The organism is Micrococcus sp. EYE_212 (genome assembly GCF_023147585.1).
Classification (GTDB): domain Bacteria; phylum Actinomycetota; class Actinomycetes; order Actinomycetales; family Micrococcaceae; genus Micrococcus.
In genome coordinates, this window is the sequence record NZ_JAHXOZ010000005.1 from 93,485 (window position 1) to 113,357 (window position 19,873).

The 19,873-nt window shown below is 74.7% G+C and carries 21 protein-coding genes and 2 tRNA genes; 13 read left to right on the forward strand and 10 right to left on the reverse strand.

The features are described 5' to 3' along the window. Positions 1–33 precede the first annotated feature (33 nt). From KZX60_RS05015 to KZX60_RS05025, 3 genes are all read left to right on the forward strand, one after another. A complete protein-coding gene (locus tag KZX60_RS05015) occupies positions 34–1,095 on the forward strand; it encodes a PspC domain-containing protein (RefSeq protein ID WP_248116060.1) in 1,062 nt (353 codons plus the stop codon). A 175-nt stretch (positions 1,096–1,270) separates the two neighbouring features. After that, on the forward strand, positions 1,271–2,302 hold the full coding sequence (locus tag KZX60_RS05020; protein ID WP_248116062.1) for an ATP-dependent 6-phosphofructokinase: 1,032 nt from the start codon (positions 1,271–1,273) through the stop codon (positions 2,300–2,302). A gap of 4 nt (positions 2,303–2,306) precedes the next feature. Beyond that, on the forward strand, positions 2,307–3,041 hold the full coding sequence (locus KZX60_RS05025) for a hypothetical protein (RefSeq protein WP_248116064.1): 735 nt from the start codon (positions 2,307–2,309) through the stop codon (positions 3,039–3,041). 60 nt (positions 3,042–3,101) lie between these two features. Here the strand turns inward: KZX60_RS05025 and KZX60_RS05030 are convergent, their stop codons facing one another. The 3 genes from KZX60_RS05030 to KZX60_RS05040 form a co-directional block, all read right to left on the reverse strand. Further along, entirely contained in the window at positions 3,102–4,283 is a 1,182-nt protein-coding gene (locus tag KZX60_RS05030) for a folate-binding protein (RefSeq protein ID WP_248116164.1), read from the reverse strand. Between the two features lie 2 nt (positions 4,284–4,285). Next, complete coding sequence (locus tag KZX60_RS05035; protein ID WP_248116066.1) at positions 4,286–4,957, reverse strand: FABP family protein; 672 nt, start codon at positions 4,955–4,957, stop codon at positions 4,286–4,288. Between the two features lie 188 nt (positions 4,958–5,145). Then, the gene (locus KZX60_RS05040; RefSeq protein ID WP_248116166.1) at positions 5,146–5,952 is read right to left on the reverse strand and encodes a hypothetical protein; all 807 of its coding nucleotides are present in this window, start codon (positions 5,950–5,952) and stop codon (positions 5,146–5,148) included. Between the two features lie 41 nt (positions 5,953–5,993). On the opposite strand from KZX60_RS05040, the gene mshD reads away from it, so the two are divergent. The 9 genes from mshD to asd all read left to right on the forward strand — a co-directional run bounded on the left by mshD (position 5,994) and on the right by asd (position 13,007). Beyond that, a complete protein-coding gene (mshD, locus tag KZX60_RS05045) occupies positions 5,994–7,028 on the forward strand; it encodes a mycothiol synthase (protein ID WP_248116068.1) in 1,035 nt (344 codons plus the stop codon). A 124-nt stretch (positions 7,029–7,152) separates the two neighbouring features. Further along, the gene (locus KZX60_RS05050; RefSeq protein ID WP_248116070.1) at positions 7,153–8,166 is read left to right on the forward strand and encodes an NUDIX domain-containing protein; all 1,014 of its coding nucleotides are present in this window, start codon (positions 7,153–7,155) and stop codon (positions 8,164–8,166) included. Positions 8,167–8,225: 59 nt separating this feature from the next. Then, positions 8,226–8,579 carry a GNAT family N-acetyltransferase gene (locus KZX60_RS05055; protein WP_248116072.1) on the forward strand — a complete coding sequence of 118 codons (354 nt, stop codon included), beginning with the start codon at positions 8,226–8,228 and terminating at the stop codon, positions 8,577–8,579. A gap of 99 nt (positions 8,580–8,678) precedes the next feature. Continuing rightward, a complete protein-coding gene (locus KZX60_RS05060; protein ID WP_248116074.1) occupies positions 8,679–9,755 on the forward strand; it encodes a hypothetical protein in 1,077 nt (358 codons plus the stop codon). Then, a complete protein-coding gene (locus KZX60_RS05065; protein WP_248116076.1) occupies positions 9,748–10,131 on the forward strand; it encodes a GntR family transcriptional regulator in 384 nt (127 codons plus the stop codon). Before KZX60_RS05060 ends, KZX60_RS05065 begins: the two co-directional genes overlap by 8 nt. Position 10,132: 1 nt before the next feature. Then, positions 10,133–10,963 carry a thymidylate synthase gene (locus KZX60_RS05070; protein ID WP_348983740.1) on the forward strand — a complete coding sequence of 277 codons (831 nt, stop codon included), beginning with the start codon at positions 10,133–10,135 and terminating at the stop codon, positions 10,961–10,963. A 16-nt stretch (positions 10,964–10,979) separates the two neighbouring features. Next, entirely contained in the window at positions 10,980–11,573 is a 594-nt protein-coding gene (locus KZX60_RS05075; protein WP_248116078.1) for a dihydrofolate reductase, read from the forward strand. Then, positions 11,570–11,821: an NF038396 family protein gene (locus KZX60_RS05080; RefSeq protein ID WP_248116080.1), complete on the forward strand. Its 252-nt coding sequence runs from the start codon at positions 11,570–11,572 to the stop codon at positions 11,819–11,821. The genes KZX60_RS05075 and KZX60_RS05080 overlap by 4 nt, the downstream gene beginning before the upstream one ends. Before the next feature lie 10 nt (positions 11,822–11,831). Then, positions 11,832–13,007, forward strand: a complete 1,176-nt coding sequence (asd, locus tag KZX60_RS05085; RefSeq protein WP_248116082.1) for an aspartate-semialdehyde dehydrogenase — start codon at positions 11,832–11,834, stop codon at positions 13,005–13,007. 101 nt (positions 13,008–13,108) lie between these two features. On the opposite strand, the gene KZX60_RS05090 is transcribed toward asd, so the two are convergent. The 4 genes from KZX60_RS05090 to KZX60_RS05105 form a co-directional block, all read right to left on the reverse strand. Next, positions 13,109–14,287 (reverse strand): UDP-N-acetylmuramate dehydrogenase, encoded by a 1,179-nt coding sequence (locus KZX60_RS05090; RefSeq protein WP_248116084.1) that lies wholly within the window; start codon positions 14,285–14,287, stop codon positions 13,109–13,111. Next, entirely contained in the window at positions 14,284–14,808 is a 525-nt protein-coding gene (locus tag KZX60_RS05095; protein WP_248116086.1) for a MaoC/PaaZ C-terminal domain-containing protein, read from the reverse strand. Before KZX60_RS05095 ends, KZX60_RS05090 begins: the two co-directional genes overlap by 4 nt. Beyond that, positions 14,808–15,257 carry a MaoC family dehydratase N-terminal domain-containing protein gene (locus KZX60_RS05100; protein WP_248116088.1) on the reverse strand — a complete coding sequence of 150 codons (450 nt, stop codon included), beginning with the start codon at positions 15,255–15,257 and terminating at the stop codon, positions 14,808–14,810. Before KZX60_RS05100 ends, KZX60_RS05095 begins: the two co-directional genes overlap by 1 nt. A 140-nt stretch (positions 15,258–15,397) precedes the next feature. Beyond that, the gene (locus tag KZX60_RS05105) at positions 15,398–15,718 is read right to left on the reverse strand and encodes a hypothetical protein (protein WP_248116090.1); all 321 of its coding nucleotides are present in this window, start codon (positions 15,716–15,718) and stop codon (positions 15,398–15,400) included. Positions 15,719–15,940: 222 nt separating this feature from the next. On the opposite strand from KZX60_RS05105, the gene KZX60_RS05110 reads away from it, so the two are divergent. After that, the gene (locus tag KZX60_RS05110; RefSeq protein WP_248116092.1) at positions 15,941–17,104 is read left to right on the forward strand and encodes an SH3 domain-containing protein; all 1,164 of its coding nucleotides are present in this window, start codon (positions 15,941–15,943) and stop codon (positions 17,102–17,104) included. 76 nt (positions 17,105–17,180) lie between these two features. Here the strand turns inward: KZX60_RS05110 and KZX60_RS05115 are convergent. The 3 genes from KZX60_RS05115 to KZX60_RS05125 all read right to left on the reverse strand — a co-directional run bounded on the left by KZX60_RS05115 (position 17,181) and on the right by KZX60_RS05125 (position 19,715). Beyond that, positions 17,181–17,254, reverse strand: a tRNA-Met gene (locus KZX60_RS05115). Between the two features lie 58 nt (positions 17,255–17,312). Further along, positions 17,313–17,384 (reverse strand) — tRNA-Thr (locus KZX60_RS05120). A gap of 87 nt (positions 17,385–17,471) precedes the next feature. Then, positions 17,472–19,715 carry a DEAD/DEAH box helicase gene (locus KZX60_RS05125; RefSeq protein ID WP_248116094.1) on the reverse strand — a complete coding sequence of 748 codons (2,244 nt, stop codon included), beginning with the start codon at positions 19,713–19,715 and terminating at the stop codon, positions 17,472–17,474. Positions 19,716–19,873: the final 158 nt, after the last annotated feature.

A 19,873-nucleotide genomic window follows, 5' to 3' on the forward strand; every position in this document is an offset into this window, starting at 1 on the left:
GTGCCCGGGGCGGCGGCGGACCACGATGGAGGCATGAGCACCGCCCACGGATCCTGTCCCCCCTCCCCCGCCGACGTCCAGGACGACGCGGGCGCACTCCCCTCCTGGCTGCGCCGCGCGGTCGAGTCGTGGGGCGTCCGCCGCGACGACTCCTCCTGGGTGGCCGGCGTCCTCGGCGGCGTCGCCCGCCGCTACGGGATCGACCCCCTGCTGGCCCGCGGCGCGTTCGTGGCCCTGTGCGTCGTGTCCGCCGGGCTGGGCCTGCTGGCCTACGCGGCCGCCTGGGCCGTGCTCCCGGACGCGCAGGGGCGGGTGCAGTACGGCCGCCTGCGCCGCGGCGAGTGGACCGACGCGACCGTGGCGATCGCCGTGATCGGCGGCATCGGCGCCCTCAACGTCCTCGTGGGCGCGGGATTCACCCTGCTCGCACCGGCCGTCGGCGGGCCGGGCTCGCTGCTCGGCCTCGCCGCCGTCGCGGTGCTGGTCTGGTGGCTCGTGACGCGGTGGGACGCCGACGCGCAGCAGCGCGTCACCCCCACGGCGACGCCGGAGCGCGGGCGCGTGCACAGCGAGCCCGCCTGGTATGCGCGGCGCCGAGAGACCTCGGCGGCGCCCGCCTCCGCTGACGAGCACGGCTTCCACGCGGACTGGATCGACCCGGACACCGGCGCGTGGCGAGAGCAGACGCACTCCCGCGAGCACCGCGCGGCCGCCCGACTGGCCGAGGAGCAGGCGCGCACCGTCGCCCCCGCATTCCGGGCCCCCGGGCGCAGGCCGATGTGGGCGAAGGGCGGGTCCCACGGACCCGGCGGCAAGCCCGTCCTCGGACGCGGCGCGCAGGCGGTCACCTACCTCCTGGCGGCGGGAACCGCCCTGACGGTCCTGCTGTCCATGCTCCTGGGGAACGCGGTGCCGAGCGCGACGCTGCTCCCCGTGCCACCCACCTCGGCCGCCCTGGCCGTCATCGTCGTCGCGATGACCGTCGGCCTGCTGCGGGGCCGCCGCCCCGGCGCCCTCGCCCCGGTGAGCGGGGTCCTCGTGGGCGTCACCGCCGTGCAGATGGCCGCCCACCTCCTCTTCGCCCCCCTCACGTGAGCCAGGCGTCCACGATCCCCGCCGAGCGCGCGCTCTCGGGGCCTGACATCCGACGAGGGCGCACCGGCGCGCCGCCCTTCGAGTGGGGCCCGACGGGCGGCCGTCCCCTGACGGCCGCCCTCCGGCATGCCTAGGGTGAGGGGGACCCCGGCAGAACACCCTCGAGAGGACCCCCATGCGCGTCGGAATGCTCACCTCCGGAGGCGACTGCCCCGGCCTCAACGCCGTCATCCGGGCGGCCGTCCTGCACGGCATCAAGACCTACGACATGGAGATGGTGGGCATCCGGGACGGCTGGGCCGGCCTCATCCGCATGGACGTCGAGGAGCTGCCCCGCACGCGGGTCCGCGGCCTCGCGAAGCAGGGCGGCACCATCATCGGCACGTCCCGCACGCACCCGTACGACGCCGACGGCGGCGGCCCGGAGAACTTGCTGCGCAGCGTGCGCGAGCTGGGCTTGGACGCCGTGATCGCGATCGGCGGCGAGGGCACCCTGGCCGGCGCCAACCGCCTCGCCCAGGACGGCCTGCCGATCATCGGCGTCCCGAAGACCATCGACAACGACCTCCAGGGCACCGACTACACGTTCGGCTTCGACACGGCCGTGCAGATCGCCACGGACGCGATGGACCGCCTGCGCACCACCGGCGAGTCCCACCACCGCTGCATGGTGGCCGAGGTCATGGGCCGCCACGTCGGGTGGATCGCCCTGCACTCCGGCATGGCCGCCGGCGCCCATGCGATCCTCATCCCCGAGGTCCGCACGCCCATGGAGCAGGTGGCCGAGTGGGTCACGCAGGTGCACGAGAAGGGCCGTTCGCCGCTCGTCGTCGTCGCGGAGGGCTTCATCCCCGAGGGCCAGGACGACCCGCTGGCGGACGCCGGTGTGGAGGCCTCCGGGCGCCCCCGCCTCGGCGGCATCGGCGAGTGGGTCACGCGCGAGATCGAGACCATGACCGGCATCGAGACCCGCAGCACCGTGCTCGGGCACATCCAGCGCGGCGGCGCCCCGACGGCCACGGACCGCGTGCTCTCCACGCGCTTCGGCATGGGCGCCGTGGACCTCGCGGCGCAGCGGCGCTGGGGTCAGATGGTGGCGGCGAACGGGACGGAGATCATCTCCATCCCCATGAGTGCGGCGCTCAAGGGTCTCAAGTCCGTCCCGAGCTCCCGGTACGACGAGGCCGCCGTCCTCTTCGGCCGCTGATCCCGTGAGCGAGCTCCCCCGCCTGGACGACCACGTCCTCGGCCTCGTCCGCTGGGCGTGGTGCCGCGAGCTCGGCCTGCCGGAGGGATCGCTCGACGACCCGTCCGACGGCTCCCGTCTCGAGGTGGCGGGACCCGCGGACGCGGTGGTCGTGCTGCAGCTGGCCGGCGCGACGGCGCTGCGGGCTCCCGCGGACGTGCTCGGCGCGGCGCGGGACCTCCCGGACGAGGTGCTCGCCCTCGAGTCCACCCTGCTGCGGCTCACGGCGCGGCACGCCCCGCGCTCGCTCGGCGAGGCCGACCTGCTCTACACGGCCGAGGCACCGGAGATCAGCCCCTCCTCCTCGGTGGCGGTCTCCGATGCCCCCGAGCACGCGGCGCGGCTCACGGCCCTGTGCCCCGCCGACGACGTCCACGCGGCGGACCTGGGCCCAGCACCACTGACCCTCGTGCCCGACGACGGCCACGGGGAGGCGCTGGGCGACCCCCTCGCCGGGGCGGGGCACACGGTGTGGCAGGGGCTGGTCGCCCGGATGGGGATCCTCACGGCCCCGGAGCACCGCGTCCGCGGACTCGGGACCTACGCCGCGGCCGTCGCGGCCGAGCGGGCCTTCCTGGACGGCCTCGTGCCCGAGGCGCGCGTGCGCACGCAGGACCGGGCGGGCCAGGCGATCGCCGTGGCCCTGGGGTTCGCGCGGGCGGGGTCCCTCACGCGGATCGAGCTGACAGCCGGGCGCTGACCGCTCAGGGGCGGCCTGACGGGCGGCGGGCCACCGCGCCGGACGGGACGAGAGTCCCGGTCAGCCCAGGCGCCCGAGCCCCGGGGGACGGCCCACGACCTGGCCGGCGTCGGGCGAGACGAGCGGCTCCTGCGCGGCGGCGATCCACTCCGCGGCCACGTCGTCCTCCGCACCGCGGACGAGCAGCTCCGCGTCCACGGGGACGGCCCGCTTCAGCACGGCCAGCGCGATCGGCCCGGCCTCGTGGTGGAGCGCGGAACCGGTGACGGACCCGACGGGACGGGCGGTCGCCCGGCCCTCGGGGGTGTCCGGGGACGGGCGCAGGATCACGGGCGCGCCGTGGGGCGGGAGCGCATGGGAGGACCCGTCCAGCAGCAGCTGCGTGAGGCGGCGGGGAGGACGCCCGAGGTTGTGCACCCGTGCCACGGTCTCCTGCCCCCGGTAGCAGCCCTTGGCCAGGTGCACGGCGGTGCGCAGCAGGTCGAGCTCGTGCGGCAGGGCCCGCGCGTCCGCGTCCAGGGCGGGACGGGGGCGCCCGGCGGCGAGCCGCAGGGCCTCCGCGGCGGAGACGCCGGCCAGGCTCCAGCCCTTCAGCTCCCCCTCACCGAGGTGCGCGACGGTCTCCGCGAGGTCGGCGCGGGTCACGAGGTACTCGCGCCAGCTCCAGTCCGCGCCGGGGTGACGCGCCGGGTCCGGCTCCGCCGAGTACGCCCAGCCGCCCTCGGCGACGGCGGGCCACGGGTCCACCCACACGGTGCGGTCCTCCCAGCCGGGCACGGGCGCCATGGACCCCACGACGGCGACCGCGCCGGAGTGGTCGCGGATCCGCACGTCGTGGGAGAAGCGCATGGCGGTCAGCCACGCGATGAGGTCCTCGGAGCGCGAGCGGTCCACGATGAGCCACGCGGCGGCACCGTCCTCGAGGAGATGCGCGGCGTGCTCGATGCGGCCCTGCGGATCGAGCAGGAGCGTCTCGGTGCTCGTGCCCGGGGCGAGGGACTCGACGTGCTGGCTGCCCAGGGTGTGCAGCCACGCGAGACGGTCCGGGCCCGTGAGGGAGAGGACGGCGCGGTGGGAGAGGTCCACGAGGGCCCGGCCGCGGGCCAGGGCGCGCTGCTCCGGCAGGGGACGGCCGTAGTGGGCGGCGACGCCCTCCTCCAGGCCCTCCCCCTCCACGGCGCCGGCCGCTGGGCCGGGGCTCGCGGAGGCGGCGAGGCTCAGGATCGGGCTGCGCCCGGGCATGGTCATGCGGGGCGGTCCGAACCGGAGCAGCGGGGGCGCTCCGCGCCGGGGGCGAGGCGGCCCTCAGCGGGGCTGGGCATGCGGTCCAGGATCGCGGAGGCGTGGACCTCCAGCTCCCCCTCCGCCGTCGCCGCGGCGTCCCAGCGCCAGAACAGCTGGCCGTTGACGAGGCCCGCGATGCGCGTGGCGCGCTCATACGGACCGGCCGCAGAGCCGCGCAGCACGGCGTCCGTGACGAGCTGCAGCTGCGGGCCCTTGATGCGGCCGTAGTAGAGCTCGGAGAGGGAGCCCGGGTGCGTGATGGTGGCGGTGATGCCGAACGAGCCGCCCTCGCTGCGCAGGGACTCGACGTCCTCGGCGGAGCGGTAGGCGGGGACGATGTCCGCGGGCACCATGCCCGGGCCCACGTCGCCGTCCCGGCGGGGGCGGTCCACCTGCCAGAAGCCGGTCTCCACGGTGAGGGGGCGCAGCAGGGTGCCGTCCTCCTCGCACAGCCAGGACTCCGCGCGGTACTCCACGAAGGGCTGGCCGTGCTCGGTGAAGTCCACGCGCTGGTAGAAGATCTCCGTGCCGTCGGCACCGTCGCCCAGGCGGCCCTGGCCCTCCCAGCTGCCGATCAGCCAGGAGAGCGGGGCGAGCTCGGGGGTGAGGTCGAAGGGGAGTTCAGTGGCCATGAGTCGTCACGGCGCGGCCCACGGCGGGGCCGCGCTCGGTCAGCGCTGGCCCTTGAAGAGGCCCGAGACGACGACGGCGGCGACGGCGGCCATCGCCAGACTGGCGAGGACGACGAGGCCGAGGAAGAAGATCTCGAGGGCGATGAGCGTATCCATGCCGACCATCCTAGCCACTGCCGCAGGCCGGCTCAGGCCAGCAGCCCCACCATGACGTGGCCGATCACTCCGGCGGCACCCACGGGCGCCATCGCGAGGGCGTAGCCGGCGCGGCGAGGGCGCAGCGTGGTGGCCACAGGGCGGTCCTCCGGCCGGGGGCGCGAGGACGGGGCCGTGGAGGCGGTGAGCGCCACGAGCGTCGCCGCGGAGAGCGACGAGAGCGTGAGGGCGGCGAGCTCCCGGGGCGCCGTGCCCGCGAGCGCCCCGGCGGCCCACGCGGCGAGGGCGCTCGCCGGGATCACCACGAGGGCGAGGACGCCCGGGCGGCCCTGCATCCAGGGCGTCAGGCCCAGGAGCGAGACGACCGCGACCGTGACGGCCAGGGCCAGCACGAGTCCGCGGACCTCCGGCACCGCGGACCACCGGGCCATCGCGACCCAGCTGGCCGACATCACGGCGATCACCACGCCGCCCATCGTGGCGACCGTGGACTCGAGGCGCAGCGGCCGCCCTGTACCGCGGACGAGCTGGACCACGAAGGCCGCCATGGTGCCCCACGCGAGCAGCACGGCCAGGGGCTCGAGGAGCGCCCAGGCGTCTCCGTGCCCCGTGCTTGGCGCCGGCCAGAGGAGCATGAGCAGGACGCCGAGCACGCCGGTGGACGCGATCGTCACGGACAGGGAGAGGCGCGCGGGGGCGCCCATCTGCCGGGGCCAGCCCCACGAGATCACCAGCACCACGGCCACGGCGGCGACGGCGGCGGGCGCGGGGCCCAGCAGGGTGGCCGCGGCCAGCACCAGGGCGGCGAGGGCCGCGCTCAGGGCCATGGGCAGTCGCATCACGAGGCCCATCCTGCCAGCTGTCCCCCTACGCTGAGGACATGGCCGACTCCCCCGCTCCCCGCCCCGTCCCGCCCATCGCGCCCTCCTCGGCCGCCGTCGACGTCGCCGCTCAGGACGGCTCCGGTACGGGACCGGAGCAGGTGAGCGAGGTCCTCGCGCTGGCCGACCGCGCCCACGCTGCCGACGGGCATCCGCCCCTGTCGGACCAGACCCGCGGGGTGCTCTCCCGGGGCCGGCAGCGCTGGTTGGGCCTCCTGCGCGCGGAGGAGGGAGGCCTGATCGGCGCGGCGGTGCTCGCCCCCGAGGGCTCCGAGGCCGCCGGATCCGTGCTCGAGCTCGTGGTGGACCCGGCCGCGCGGCGCGCCGGCAACGGCACCCGTCTGGCCGACGCCGCCGCGACGGCGGTCCGGGGCGGCGGGCTCGAGGGGACCACGAGCGTCTGGGCGCACGGCATGCTGCCGGGCTCGGCGGAGCTGGCACGACGGCACGGCCTCGCGCCCGTGCGCGAGCTGCGCCGGATGCGGCTGGAGGGCGAGGAGATGGCCGCGCTGCCCGCGCCGCGCCTGCCGGACGGGGTCCGCCTGCGCGCCTTCGAGCCCGGCCGGGACGAGGAGGCCTGGCTCGAGCTCAACGGTGCGGCCTTCGCCGACCACCCCGAGCAGGGCGGCCTGACCCGCGCCGACCTCCAGGACCGGATGGAGCAGGACTGGTTCGACGCGTCCGGCTTCCTGCTGGCCGAGCGTGCGGCCGACGGCGCCCTGCTCGGCTTCCACTGGACCAAGGTCGAGCCGGCCCATGACGACGTCGGCTCCGTCGCCGACGAGGGCGGGCACCGCGTCACACGGCCGCGGCTGGGCGAGGTGTACGTCGTCGGGGTGTCCCCCCACGCGCAGGGGATGGGCCTGGGCCGGGCGGTGACCCTCGCCGGCCTCCAGCACCTGGCCGCCGTCCCGGTGGACGCCGTCGACCTGTACGTGGACGCGGAGAACGCGGCGGCCGTCGCCCTGTACGAGTCGCTGGGCTTCCGGCTGCTCGCCGCCGACGCGCAGTACCGCGCCGAACGGACCGGCTGACGCGGGAGGGCGGGCGGGGCTCGGCCGGTCATGCGGGCCGTATCCTGGTGCGGCCCGCATGACCACCGGAACGCACCGCACCGCATCGGGCGCCCCCGCCCCCCCGCAGAGATTCAGGAGCCGCATGGCCTCGCCCCAGTCCGACCGCATCGCGACCTGGTCCACCCCGGACCGCGCCGTGACGGGACCCTCTGCGGACGTGCTGGCGGCCGGCATGCTCCCGTGGCGCCTGACCGCGGACGGACTCGAGGTGATGGTCATCCATCGCCCGCGGTACGACGACTGGTCCTGGCCCAAGGGCAAGCTCGACGTCGGCGAGACCCTCCCGGAGTGCGCGGTGCGCGAGGTCCAGGAGGAGGTGGGCCTCACCCTGCGCCCCGGCGTCCCGCTGTGCGTCACCCGCTACGAGGTGCCCGCGCGCCGCAGCGGCGGCGGCCAGACCAAGGAGGTCTGGTACTGGGCCGCCGACGCCGCGGGACTGACCGCGACCCCGGACGGCCACGAGGTGGACGAGATCCGCTGGGTGAGCCCGGCCCGCGCCGCGCAGATGCTGGCCAACGAGACGGACCGGGAGCCGCTCGAGCTGCTCGAGCGCGCCCACGCACAGGGACGGCTGCGCACCACGCCCACGATCGTGCTGCGCCACGCCAAGGCCAAGCCGCGCTCCTCCTGGTCCCGGGCCGAGCAGGAGCGGCCCCTCGCCGCCACCGGCCGACGGCAGGCGCTCTCCGTGCAGGGCCTGGTGTGGGCGTGGCGGCCGGAGCGCCTCGTCTCCTCCCCGTGGCGGCGCTGCGTGGAGACCGTGGCGCCCCTCGTGAAGACGTCGGGCCTGCCCCTGAAGACGAAGAGCGCCTTCACGGAGGCGACCGCGCGGGAGAGGCCGAAGAAGACCCGCCGGGCCATGCGGGACGTGCTGGGCCGCCGTCGCCCCCAGGTGCTGTGCACGCACCGCCCCGTGCTGCCCGAGCTACTGCAGGAGATTCGGGATGCGGCGGCCCGCCCCGCGGCGGAGATCCTGCGTGCCCTCCCGCGCGAGGACCCGTACCTGCGCCCCGGTGCCGTCCTCGTGCTCCACCAGGCGGTCGAGCGCGACGGCGCCGTCGTGGCCGTGGAGGTCTACGACCCCTGGGACGACTGACGGGACCGGACGACTGAGCGGGCATTGAGGCCCGCGCCCCACAGGCCTAGGCTCGGTCCATGGAGACCGCATCGACGCACCAGCCCGAGAAGATCGTCCACGAGCGCCTCGCGGTGACCCGGGATCCCGACCGCGAGCGCTTCGAGCTGCGCCACGACGGCAGGTACATCGGCTTCCTCGGCTACACGCAGGAGACCCGCCCCGCCGACGAGGGCGAGGACGTCACCGTGGTGCGCCTGCAGCACACGATCATCGACGAGGCCTTCAGCCGCCGCGGCTACGCCCGCGCCCTCGTGACGATGGTGCTGGACCGCATCCGCGCCGAGGGCGACCAGATCCTCGCCGAGTGCACCTACGTGGACGACTACCTGCGCCGCTACCCCGAGTACCAGGACCTGGTGTACGGCGGCTGAGCCGGGGCCGGGCACCCGCGACACGCCGCCTGTATCATTCCATTGATACAGTGAGCACGTGCGCGGCGGTCGCGCACGCATGGACAGAAGAGGTGCCCGGTGCCCGCCCTCCCCCTCGAGGTCGTCTGGACCTCCAGTGCTCTCGTCCTCCTCGTCCTCGCGATCCTCTACTGGTTCGGTCGCCGGGCCCGGTGGACCGCGGCGCCGCTGGCCGCGCGCGGCCATCTCACCGCGACGGCGGCGCTCACCCTGGTGGCCACGGCCGTCTGGGCCGGCCCGACCCCGTTCGCGGCACTGTGGGTGACCGAGGGCGCGGGCGGCTGGGTCCGAGCCGGGGGCGGAGCGCCCTCGGGGCACTGGAGCAGGGAGACACTCGAGGCCGCTCCGGTCGATGCGCCGCTGCTGGCGGCGGCGATCCTCCTCCCGGCTCTGTGGCTCCTCGTGATCCCCGCCCTCGGCCAGGTGACCTGGCCTCCGGCGACGGGGCCCCGGCGCAGCGCCGCCCTGATCGCCCGCCGATGGCAGTCCCTCGTCCCGCCCCGCCTCCTCCTGCTGGTGGCCCCGGGAGCGATCCTGGCACTCGCCGGTGTCGCAGCCGCCGCGGCCACCCCGGGCGTGCAGGGCGCGGAGTACCGGCAGCACCTCTCCGAACAGGCCACGCCGTTCAGCGCCCGGTTCGCCGGAATGCCCGCCGGGTCCGCCGTCGCGCCCTGGTACGCGGCCGGCGCGGCGGCCGTGCTCCTGGCGTTGTCCGCCGTGCTGGCGATCTGCCACCGTCGGAGGGCGCTGAGCGGACTGGACCCGGCACAGGACCTGGCGGCACGGCACATCGCCGTGGACCACGCCTGCCGCATCGGGGCGGCCCTGCTCGCCTGGATCGGACTGGCCGGCCTGGCCGGTGCCCTCGAGGCGCATGAGCGCCGTCAGGCCGCCCAGGAGGCCGCGGCCGCCTACTCTGCGTGGGAAGCCGGGCGCATCCCGGCGGCCGAGATGGCCGGGTGGCTGACCCCCGTCGCGAACGGCGCCCCGGCCGAGATGCTCCTCCTGGTCGGCTCGACGGTCGTGGGGGTGCTGCTCGTGCTCGTCCGGCCCGCCCGCGAGCAGCGGATCCTCCGCGGCGCGGCCGACGGGACCCGCGCGGACGGACCGGCGGCGAGAGGCGGTGCGCGTGACTGACCCCGTCGGCGTCGACCTGGATCTCGACTCCCCCGTGCCGCCCTTCGAGCAGATCCGAGCCCGCATCGCCGACCTCGTGCGCCGCGGGGTGCTCGCTCCTCGCGATCGGCTCCCCTCGGTCCGGACGCTGGCCGCCGACCTCGGCATCGCACCGAACACGGTGGTCCGCGCGTACGACGCGCTGGAGCTCGCCGGACTCGTGCAGAAGGAGGGTCGGCGCGGCACCGTGGTGGCCGAGGCCCCTCCGCCCCCGGACCACGCAGAGGTCGAGGCCTCGCTGCGGAGCGCGGTCGCCCTGGCCCGCGCCGCGGGCTGGGACGCCGAGCGGGTCCGGCGGTCGGTGGACGGCGCCCTCGGCGGAGTCGTCTCTGGCTAGAGTGGACCGGGTGAGCATCCCCACCCCGTACGAGGACCTGCTGGCCGACGTCATGGCCCACGGCGCCGTCAAGACGGACCGCACCGGCACCGGGACGCGCAGCGTCTTCGGCCGCCAGATGCGCTTCGACCTGTCCGCGTCCTTCCCTCTCATCACCACCAAGCGGGTGCACTTCAAGTCCGTCGCGCTCGAGCTGCTGTGGTTCCTCCGCGGGGACTCCAACGTGCGCTGGCTGCAGGAGCGCGGCGTGCGCATCTGGGACGAGTGGGCGGACGCGGACGGCGAGCTCGGCCCCGTCTACGGCGTCCAGTGGCGATCGTGGCCCACCCCCGACGGCGGGCACATCGACCAGATCGCGAAGGTCGTGGAGCAGATCCGGGCGAACCCGGACTCGCGCCGGCACATCGTGACCGCCTGGAACCCCGCCGAAGTGGACGAGATGGCCCTGCCGCCGTGCCACGCACTGTTCCAGTTCTCTGTCTCCCCCGGTGAGGACGGCGGCCCCGGCGTGCTCTCCTGCCAGCTGTACCAGCGTTCGGCGGACCTCTTCCTCGGCGTGCCGTTCAACATCGCCTCCTATGCCCTGCTCACCGTGATGGTGGCGCAGCAGACCGGCTTGACGCCGGGCGAGTTCGTGTGGACCGGCGGCGACTGCCACATCTATGCCAACCATGAGGACCAGGTGCGCGAGCAGCTGACCCGCGCCCCGTACCCGTACCCGCGGCTGCGCCTGGTCCGGAGGCCCGACTCGATCTTCGACTACGCGTACGAGGACCTCGAGGTGCTGGACTACCGGCACCACCCCGCCATCGCCGCCCCCATCGCCGTCTGAGGTGACCCCGACCCCCATGGACCACCCCGCCCCGACCTCCCCCGTGCACGGCACCCCGGCCGAGCCGACGATCGCCATGATCTGGGCGCAGACCCCGGACCGCGTGATCGGCCGCGACGGCACGATGCCCTGGCATGTGCCCGAGGACCTCGCCCACTTCCGCCGCCTGACGCAGGGGCACCCCGTGATCATGGGCCGCCGCACGTGGGAGTCCTTCCCCGAGGCCTTCCGCCCGCTCCCGGACCGCACCAACATCGTGGTCTCGCGCTCGTTGACGGCCGACGACGACGCCGGAGCGGAGGTCCGCGCGGCGGGCGCCGTCGTCGTGCCCGACTTCGGCACCGGCCTCGACGCGGCCGCGGACGCCGACGGGTGCGACCTCGTCTGGGTGATCGGCGGTGCCACGATGTACGAGCAGGCCCTCGACGTGGCCACCCGCGCCGAGATCACCGTGATCGACGAGGACGAGGACGGCGACACGCATGCCCCGGCCCTCGACCCGCGCTGGCGCATGACCGCGGCCGACCCGGCCCCGGACGACTGGCACGCCTCGCGCACGGGACCGCGCTACCGCATGGAGCGCTGGGAGAGAGAAGAGGACCCCGCATGAGCACCGACCCGACGCCGTCCCGCGACACCCCGGCCCCCGGCGGGCTGCTCAGCGGCGACGCCCTGACGTTCCTCGCCCTCATCGCCCTGCCCGTGCTCGCGTTCGTGTGCGCCGTGTTCGGCCTCATCCTCGTGCTGCAGGGCAAGACGATCGCCGGCCTCGTGTTCCTGCTGGTGCTGACGCAGGCGTTCGCGATCGGCGGCTTCATGCTGGGGAACCGCCGGAAGCGCGCGCAGCGGGACCGGTAGCCTGGAGGGCATGACCTCTGCCGCCCCCTCCCCCATCACCGCCCCCGACGCCGCCGCCGTGCCCACCGTGGGCCTCGTGGGCTGGCGCGGCATGGTCGGCTCCGTGCTCATGCAGCGCATGGCGGAGGAGGGCGACTTCGCGCGGGTGAACCCCGTCTTCTTCTCCACCTCCAACGCGGGTGGCGCCGCCCCGGTGTTCGCGGGGATGTCCGGTGAGCCGGGCGCGCTCGGGGACGCGTACGACGTCGAGGCATTGGCGAAGCTGCCCGTGATCCTCACCGCGCAGGGCGGGGACTACACGAAGGCCGTCTACCCGCAGCTGCGCGCCGCCGGATGGGACGGCGTCTGGATCGACGCCGCCTCCACGCTGCGCATGGAGGACTCCTCCGTGATCGTGCTGGACCCTGTGAACCGCTCCGTGATCGACGCGGCGCTGGCGGCCGGGACGAAGGACTTCATCGGCGGCAACTGCACCGTGTCCTGCATGCTCATGGGCCTCGGCGGGCTGTTCAAGGCCGGCCTCGTGGAGTGGGGCACGGCCATGACCTACCAGGCGGCCTCCGGCGGCGGTGCCCGCCACATGCGCGAGCTGCTCACGCAGTACGCGGCGCTGTCCGGCGCGGTCGAGGCCGAGCTGGCCGATCCGGCGTCGGCGATCCTGGAGATCGACCGCAAGGTCATCGAGCTGCAGCGCGGCGGCCGGCTGGATGCGTCGCAGTTCGGCGTGCCGCTCGGCGGCTCGCTCATCCCGTGGATCGACGCGGACCTCGGCAACGGCGTCTCCCGCGAGGAGCAGAAGGCCTTCGACGAGACCAACAAGGTGCTCGGCCTGCGCGGCGAGGAGCGGATCCCGTTCGACTCGCTGTGCGTGCGCGTGGGCGCCATGCGCTCGCACTCCCAGGCGCTGACGCTCAAGCTGACCGGGGGCGTGCCGCTGGACGAGGTCGAGGCGATCATCGCCGCGGACAACGAGTGGGTGCGGGTGGTGCCGAATGAGAAGGAGGCGTCGATGCGCGAGCTCACGCCGATCGCCGCCACCGGCACCCTGCAGATCCCCGTGGGCCGCCTGCGCACGATGGCGATGGGCCCGGAGTACCTCTCCGCCTTCACCGTGGGCGACCAGCTGCTGTGGGGCGCCGCGGAGCCCGTGCGGCGCATGCTCATGATCGCCACCGGCAACCTCTGAGCGCACCCGACCCCAAGCTGAACGAGTCGTCACTTCTTGTGGGTATCCGCCGCGGATACCCACAAGAAGTGACGACTCGTCTCGCGTGGTGGTGGGGTGGATCAGAGGTAGGGGGCGATGATCATGGGCTCGGGGGGCAGGTCCACGCCGAAGCGCGCGCGGACGCCGTCGCGGACCTCGCGCGCGATGGTGAGGATGTCCTCGGTGCTGGCCGCGCCGCGGTTCGTCACGGCGAGCGTGTGCTTCGTGGACAGCGACGCGCGACCCCCGGCCAGTCCCGTCCCGTCCTCACCGCGGCCATCGGGCCCGTCCTCGCGGGGCTCCACGTCCGGCAGGCCGAAGCCCTTGCCGTAGCCCGCGTGGTCGATGAGCCAGGCCGCGGAGAGCTTGACGAGCTCACCTCCCTGCTCGTCCGTCCCCGCGGCGAACGCGGGCGCACCCTCGGGAAGAGAGGCGCGCACGGCCGCCGGCACGATCGGGTTGGTGAAGTACGAGCCCGTGGACCACGAGTCCTGGTCCGCGACGTCCCACACCATGCCCTTCGAGGCGCGCAGGGCGAGCACCTCCTCCCGCACGGTCCGGAGCGCGGCGTGCGCGCCCTCCTCCACGCCGAGCGCCCGCGCGAGCTGCGCGTACCGCACCGGCGACGTCGGCTCGGCCCCCTCGGCCGCGCGACGCAGCCGCAGGTCGATCGAGAGGACGACCCAGCGTGGGCTCGGCTCCCCCGACTCCAGCATCGAGCGCTTGATGATCGAGTCGCGGTAGCCGAAGCGCAGCTCCTCGGCGGACAGCTCGACGACAGCCCCGCCGCCGGGAACCTGCCGGTCCCACGCGCGCAGGGAGACCAGCACCTGGGACACGTCCGCGCCATAGGCGCCGACGTTCTGCACCGGCGTCGCGCCGGCGGACCCCGGGATCCCCGAGAGCGCCTCGACGCCCGCCAGGCCCCGCTCCACGGTCCACGCCACGGCGGCGTCCCACCGCTGGCCGGCGGCGATGCGCACGACGACGGCGTCGCCCTCCGCCTCGCCCGCACCCTCCGCGCGGTGCGCGTCCTCCAGCACCTCGATGCCCTCGAACGCCGTCTGCACCACGGTGCCCGGGAAGCCGGCGTCCGCCATGAGGGTGTTGGAGCCGCCGCCGAGCACGAACAGGGGCTCCCCCGCGGCGTCGGCCACGCGGATGGCCTCCACGGCCTCCTGCTCCGTGCGGGCGGTGACCCAGGCGCGGGCGGGCCCGCCGACGCGGGTGGTGGTGTGGTCGGCCAGGCGCTCGCTCACGCGGTCTCCTCCGAGGTCGGGGCTGCGGGCTCGGCCAGGCGGACGAGCACCTGGGCCTTGGTCAGCACGCGGGGCTTGTCCAGGGCGGGGTCGTTCACCGTGAGGTCGATCCGGACGGTGCCGGCGGCCTCGTCCACGACGCCCACCGTGCCGGTGACCTCGAGGCGTGCGCCGGCCAGGGGCGCGCCGTCGTCGTCGGCCCGGCCCGTGGTGTCTGCGACGGGGACCATGCCCGTGAAGCGCGTCTGGTAGTCCACCACCGCCCCGGGATCCCCGGCCCAGTCGGTGACGAGCTGCACCGCGGCGCCCATGGTGAGCATGCCGTGGGCGATCACACCGGGCAGTCCCACCCCCGTGGCGAACGACTCGGACCAGTGGATCGGGTTGTGGTCGCCGGAGGCGCCCGCGTAGGCCACCAGGTCGGCGCGCGTGAGTGCGACGGTCCGGGAGCCGATGACGTCGCCCTTGGCGAGGTCGGACAGGCGCGGGGCGTTCTGCGGGCCGATGTGCTGCGCGCTCATCAGGCCTTCTCTCCGCGGATCAGCAGGGTGGAGGTCACGGTCGAGACCGGCGCGCCGGCGGCGTCGGCGATCTCGGTGACGGTGGTGACCATGTCGTTGCCGCCGAGCGACTTCACGGAGGCGATCCTCACCGTGGCGGTGACCTCGTCCCCGGCCACGAGCGGGCGGTGGTGGGTGAAGCGCTCCTCCGCGTGCAGCACGCGGGAGAAGTCGATGCCCACCTCCGGGTCGTTCACGGCGGCGGCCTCGGCGCGCTGCGCGATCACGACGGCGAACGTCGGCGGGGCGACGAGGTCGGCATGGCCGAGGGCTCGGGCGGCCTCGACGTCGTGGTGGGCGGGGTGCTGCGCCTGGACGGCGGAGGCGAAGGCGCGGACGGCCTCCCGGCCCACCTGGAAGGGGGGCGCGGGCGGATAGCTCCGCCCGGCGGCGCTGGGGTTCACGGGCACGCGTGGCTCCTGATCAGACGGGGTCCGGACTGCGCACCAGCCTACCGCCGGGGCCGGACACGACGGCGGTCCGAGAGCCGGGGCGGGCGACCCGACGGCCGGAGACGTCGGCTCCGGGATCGGCGGCGACGGTGCGGGCCTCAGCCGCGAGGCCGCCCGCCCTGGCGACGCGCTGCCTGGCGGAAGCGGACCATCTGGGCCGCCAGATGGACCAGGACGCCCAGGCCCAGTACGACGAGGGCGGCCTGGGAGAGCGGGAGCCGGTGCGTGGCGGAGCCGACGACGGAGAGCACGATCCCCACGAGGAAGAGGCCGGAGCCGGTCAGCACCATGCGGCGGTACAGGGAGGAGCCGTGCTCCCACGGGGAGACGAAGCCGGCGGGCTCTCTGCGGCCTGCGGGCCGGGCGGCCGGACGGGCCGCGCCGCCGCGCGAGGGGCTCTGACGGGGGCGCGAGGACATGCCGTCAGGCTACCGGTCCGCGACGGGATCGTGACCTCCTCGTGATCACTTCGTGAGGGCACGGTTAAACCTGGGAGATCCCTGCACCTTCGGAACGTCTCGGTTCCATCCGGCTGTCACCATGATCTCCGCGAGCCCTGAGGCGACGCCCCCTGCACCCTGATCTCCCGCCGCGGCTTCACCCTGGCCGCGGCCGGCACCGTCACCGCCGGAGCCAGCCTCGTGGCTGCCGTCCCGGCCGCCGCCACCACCCAGCTGCTCGCCCTGAGCCCGATCACCCTGAGCCCGATCGCCCTGAAGTCCCGTCCCTGGTCCTACGGAACCGTCATCGGGACCATCCCCGCCGGGTCGATCGCCACCGCGGTCGGCCCGCGCGAGGGCGAGTGGATCCTCGTGAGCCACCAGGGGACGGTCGGCTGGGCCGACGGGACCCATCTCGTGCCGGCCGGCGACGCCGCCGCCCGCGTGTACGCGACCAGTGCCGCCTCCCTGCGGGAACGCCCGCGCTCCACCGCCGCGGCCGTCGGGGTGATCCCCAGCGGGGCGGTCGTGGCGACCACCGGCGTGATGTCGGGCGAGTGGCAGTCGGTCCGCTGCGCCGGGACGTGGGGCTGGGCCTACGGCCCCCAGCTGCGGACCCTGACCGAGGCGCCCACCACCCGGTTCCATCAGGCCTTCACCGCGGGCGACGCGTCCTCCGTCTACCACGTCTACGCGGACGGCCTGGATCTCGTGAAGCCCGCGGGCCTGGCGTGGTTCTTCGACGGCGACTACTTCTCGGCCGACCGCTCCCGCGTGCTGCGGCCTGACGGCACCGAGATGCGCGGGATCGCCGCGGAGGCCAACCGTCGCAACTGCGTCCTCGTGGCCGTGGTCACCCCCGCCCCGTACGAGACCGGCTACGGCTACACGTGGTGGCGCAACCGCCCGCGCAACGGCGCCTGGTACCGGCAGCTCAACGCCCACCTGAGGGGTCGGTTCCCGTTCATCTCCGCCGCCCGCCAGTGGATGATCGGCTACTCCGGCGGCCCCGAGTTCATCTCCATGCACCTCATGGCCGAGCGCCAGTTCGAGGTCTGGCGCGGAGCGGGGGCGACCATCGTGGGCGGCGGAACCCCCCCTGCCTCGGTGGACTCCACCAGCCCGTCCTTCCGACGCGTCCAGGCGACCTGGCACGTGAACGGCGGGGACGTGGCCGGGGAGACGATCCCGCCCACCTGGTCCGCCCTGAGCGCCGCGACGGCAGGAGAGCGGCGATACAGAGAGGGCTCCTCCTACCTGCGGACGCGGCTGAACGTGTACCCCACGGGCGGACACGCCGGCGACGACTTCCGGGCGCTGCTCGCGGCCGACCTGGACCGCGCGGGGTGGGACCGCCTGCGCTGAGGGGCGTCGGCACCCCGCACGGGGGTGCCGACGCAGAAGGACCCGGCCTCCGTGGAGGCCGGGTCCTTCGTGTTCGTAGCGGCGGGGGGACTCGATCCCCCGACCTCACGATTATGAGTCGTGCGCTCTAACCAGCTGAGCTACACCGCCACGACATGAGAGCGCCCGCGCTCGCGGCGCATGCCGAGAGAACGGGCTCTCATGTCAGAGCCCCGACCGGGAATCGATCCCGGGACCTCCATCTTACCAAGATGGCGCTCTACCACTGAGCTATCGGGGCAACGAGGTGAAACCCTACCAGGTGTTCGCGCAGAGTTCCAACTCGCAGGTGGGCGGCGCCGAGACGGGGCCCGGCGCCGCCCCGGCATCAGCGGCGCGGGCCGCCGTCGCGACGCTCCTGGGCGCCCCAGCGGGGCTTCTTCGGGCCGGCCGAGGGGCCGCGGTCCGAGCGGAACCCGCCGCGGTCCTCGCGGTCCTTCCTGAAGCCGCCGGTGCGCTCCTCACGGCCGCCGAAGCCGCCGCGGTCGTCACGGTCCTTGCGGAACCCGCCGCCGTGGCCGCGGTCGTCACGGTCCTTCCGGAACCCGCCGCCGTGGCCGCGGTCGTCACGGTCCTTCCGGAACCCGCCGCCGTGGCCGCGGTCGTCACGGTCCTTGCGGAACCCGCCCCGGCCGCCGCGCTCGCCACGGTCATCGCCGTCGCGCTCCCCGCGCGTCGGGCGCCCGGTGTCCTTGCGCATGTTGAGCCGGCGCCCGTTGATCTCAGCGCGCCCGGCGGCCTCGAGCTGGGCCGGGGTGAGGTCGGCGGGCAGCTCGACGAGCGAGTGGTTTCCGCGCAGGTCGATCGCGCCGATCTGGGAGGCGGGCAGGCCCACCTCGTTGGCGAGGGCGCCCACGATGTTGCCGGGCTTCACGCGGTCCGTGTGGCCCACGCCGATCCAGTACGTGGCGTTGCCGGCCGCGGGCTCGCGGGCCGGGCCACGGGAGCCGCGCCCGTCCGCGCTGCCGCCGCGCTCGGGACGGTCCTGGCCCCCACGGCCCTCGCGCTCGGTGCGCGCACGGCCCGTGTGGGTGGGGATGTCCTGCTCGGTGGAGAGCAGCGGGCGGCCGCCCTGCGCCATCATGGCGAGGGCCGCGCCCACGCGGGACGGCTCGATCTCGTGCTGCTCCACGTACTCGTCGACGAGGCCGGCGAAGGTCTCGAGCTCCTGGTCGCCGGCGCGCTCAAGCGTCTTGGTGATGGTGTCGGAGAAGCGCTTGAGGCGGGCGGCGTTGACCTTCGCCACGGACGGCACGGCCATCTCCTCGACCTCCTGGCGCGTGGTGCGCTCGATCTGCTTCAGCAGGTAGCGCTCGCGGGGAGTCATGAAGAGGATGGCGTCGCCCGTGCGGCCCGCGCGGCCGGTACGGCCGATGCGGTGCACGTAGGACTCCGCGTCCTGCGGGATGTCGTAGTTCACCACGTGGGAGATGCGCTCCACGTCCAGGCCGCGGGCGGCGACGTCGGTGGCCACGAGGATGTCCACGCGGCCGGCCTTGAGGTCCTCCACGGTCTTCTCGCGCTGCTTCTGCGCGATGTCACCGGAGATGGCCACGGCCTTGAAGCCGGCGCGGGTGAGGCGCTGGGTCAGCTCCTCGGTGGCGGCGCGGGTGCGGACGAAGGCGATGACGCCGTCGTGGTCCTCGGTCTCGAGGATGCGGGTCATGGCCTCGAGCTTGTACTGGTGGCCCACCTGCAGGTAGCGCTGGCGGATGGTGGCGGACGTCGTGGACTGACGGGACACGGCCACCTCCTCCGGGGAGTTCAGGTACTGCGCGGAGATGCGGCGGATGGCCGGCGGCATGGTGGCCGAGAACAGCGCGGTCTGCTTCGACGCGGGGGTGGACGCGAGGATGCGGTCCACCTCCTCGGCGAAGCCCATGCGCAGCATCTCGTCCGCCTCGTCCAGCACAAGGGTCTGCAGCTGGGAGAGGTCCAGGGAGCCGCGCTCGATGTGGTCGATCACGCGGCCGGGGGTGCCGACGACGACCTGGGCGCCGCGGCGCAGCGCCGAGAGCTGGGGGCCGTAGGGCGAGCCGCCGTAGACGGCCAGCACGGACACGTCGCCGAGATGCTTGGCGTACGCGTCGAAGGCCTCGGCGAGCTGGAGCGCCAGCTCGCGCGTGGGGGCCAGGGCGAGGATCTGCGGGGCGTCGGCGCGCCCGTTGACGTCCGAGGCCTCCGCCAGGCGGGAGAGCGCCGGCAGCGCGAACGCGCCGGTCTTGCCGGTGCCCGTCTGGGCGAGGCCCACGACGTCGCGGCCCTCGAGCAGCAGCGGGATGGTCGCCTCCTGGATGGGCGAGGGCGCGGTGTAGCCCAGGTCCTCGATCGCGGCGAGGACGCGTGCGTCCAGGCCGAGGTCCAGGAAGGTGGGGCCGGCCGGCTCGTCCTGCTCGGCCTCGACCGAGTCGGTGTCGTCCTGCTCGGAGGTGAGGTCGGCCTCCGGCGAGGCCTCGGGGGCGTCGGCGGCCAGGGACTCGGGAGTCTCGTCCGACGGCGGGGCGGCGAGGGCCTCGTCCGAGACGATCGGATCCTGGTTCTCGGCGGCCTGGGGGGTGTCATGGATCGACATGGGTGTCCTCCTGAGGGGGTGCGCAGGCGGCACTCAGCGGCGACGGTCGCGGGTCGTCGTCGAGGGTGCGGGTCTGCTGGGGGAATGGGAAACCGTTCACCCGGCGAGCCCCCGGGACCACGACGTTCGTGGTCCTCACACACATCTGCACGACATCT

Coding starts and splice junctions, on each gene's coding strand:
- KZX60_RS05015 (WP_248116060.1), top strand. CDS start 34: ATGAGCACCGCCCACGGATCCTGTCCCCCCTCCCCCGCCGACGTCCAG.
- KZX60_RS05020 (WP_248116062.1), top strand. CDS start 1,271: ATGCGCGTCGGAATGCTCACCTCCGGAGGCGACTGCCCCGGCCTCAAC.
- KZX60_RS05030 (WP_248116164.1), bottom strand. CDS start 4,283: ATGCCCGGGCGCAGCCCGATCCTGAGCCTCGCCGCCTCCGCGAGCCCC.
- KZX60_RS05035 (WP_248116066.1), bottom strand. CDS start 4,957: ATGGCCACTGAACTCCCCTTCGACCTCACCCCCGAGCTCGCCCCGCTC.
- KZX60_RS05040 (WP_248116166.1), bottom strand. CDS start 5,952: ATGCGACTGCCCATGGCCCTGAGCGCGGCCCTCGCCGCCCTGGTGCTG.
- mshD (WP_248116068.1), top strand. CDS start 5,994: ATGGCCGACTCCCCCGCTCCCCGCCCCGTCCCGCCCATCGCGCCCTCC.
- KZX60_RS05050 (WP_248116070.1), top strand. CDS start 7,153: ATGGCCTCGCCCCAGTCCGACCGCATCGCGACCTGGTCCACCCCGGAC.
- KZX60_RS05055 (WP_248116072.1), top strand. CDS start 8,226: ATGGAGACCGCATCGACGCACCAGCCCGAGAAGATCGTCCACGAGCGC.
- KZX60_RS05075 (WP_248116078.1), top strand. CDS start 10,980: ATGGACCACCCCGCCCCGACCTCCCCCGTGCACGGCACCCCGGCCGAG.
- KZX60_RS05080 (WP_248116080.1), top strand. CDS start 11,570: ATGAGCACCGACCCGACGCCGTCCCGCGACACCCCGGCCCCCGGCGGG.
- asd (WP_248116082.1), top strand. CDS start 11,832: ATGACCTCTGCCGCCCCCTCCCCCATCACCGCCCCCGACGCCGCCGCC.
- KZX60_RS05095 (WP_248116086.1), bottom strand. CDS start 14,808: ATGAGCGCGCAGCACATCGGCCCGCAGAACGCCCCGCGCCTGTCCGAC.
- KZX60_RS05105 (WP_248116090.1), bottom strand. CDS start 15,718: ATGTCCTCGCGCCCCCGTCAGAGCCCCTCGCGCGGCGGCGCGGCCCGT.
- KZX60_RS05125 (WP_248116094.1), bottom strand. CDS start 19,715: ATGTCGATCCATGACACCCCCCAGGCCGCCGAGAACCAGGATCCGATC.